This is a genomic window from Actinomyces sp. oral taxon 849 str. F0330 (assembly GCF_000239715.1).
In the GTDB taxonomy this organism is placed as follows: Bacteria; Actinomycetota; Actinomycetes; order Actinomycetales; family Actinomycetaceae; genus Actinomyces; species Actinomyces johnsonii.
Genome location: NZ_JH470397.1, coordinates 1 through 1,003 on the forward strand (window position 1 = coordinate 1; position 1,003 = coordinate 1,003).

1 protein-coding gene is annotated in these 1,003 nt (G+C 67.3%); it reads right to left on the reverse strand.

The features are described from left to right. A partial coding sequence (locus HMPREF0975_RS14305) for an IS110 family transposase (RefSeq protein WP_009234956.1) occupies positions 1-1,003 on the reverse strand: 1,003 nt, incomplete at both ends.

Consider the following 1,003-nt stretch of genomic DNA (forward strand, 5'->3'; position numbering starts at 1 on the left):
TGTGTGTCAAGGGTGGTGAGGTATTGGTGGTAGCGGTGCGTGAGTTGGGGTAGTGGGCGTCGGTGGTTTTCGATGTCGGAGATTCTGGCGGGGTAGGTGTTCAGTGCGTGGGCTACGTCGGTTTGGGTCAGGTGGTGCCGTTTGCGGTGTGCTGCCAGGGTGCTGGTGGTGTCGGTTGGTGGGGGTTGGGTCAGGGCGCGGTAGACCTCGCGGGCGATGGCTCGTTTGAGGCAGCGGATGATTTCTTTGGTGGTTTTGCCTTCTTGGGTGCGTCGGTTGGCGTAGTTCTTGGTGGTGGGGTCGTGGCGTAGGCGTACCAGGGCGATGCGGTGCAGGGCGGCGTTGGCTCGTCTGTCGCCGCCTGGGTTGAGGCGATGACGGGTGGTTTTACCGCTGGATGCGGGAATGGGGGCGAAGGCGGCTTCGTTGTGGATGCGTCCGGGGTTGCCTCCGGCGGTGACGGCGAGCTGTGCGGCGACGGTGGTGCCGGCGCCGTAGACGGCTAGCAGGCCGGGGTAGTGGGTGGTCAGGATGTGATGCATCTGCTGGTTGAGCCGTTCGGCTCGGTGGTGCAGGTCCTGGTGGGTGCGGGCCATGTGGTGCAGGGCGCTGGTGGCGGCCTGCTGGGGTGTGGTGATGGTTCTGGTGGGACGAGTTCGAGCCAGGCGGGTGATCAGGGCCGGGGTGTCGAGCCTGCGGTAGCGCTCGCGCAGGGGCTCGGGGGCGGTGGTCAGCAGGGAGTGGATACTGTTAGTGATCGCGGTGGCGGCTGAGATCAGGCGGGTGCGGGCTGCCAGCAGGAGCCGGATCTGCTCGGCTGGGCCGGTGGTGTCCTTGGCCTGGCTGACACCGTCTCCGGACAGGACGGTGCGAGCCGCGGCGATGGCGTCGATCGGGTCGGACTTGCCGTGGTGGCGTCTGACCCGGCGGCTGGGGCGCAGCACCTCGACGGTGTCGTAGCCGGCCTGGCGCAGGGTACGGGTCAGTCCTGCTCCGTAGGAGC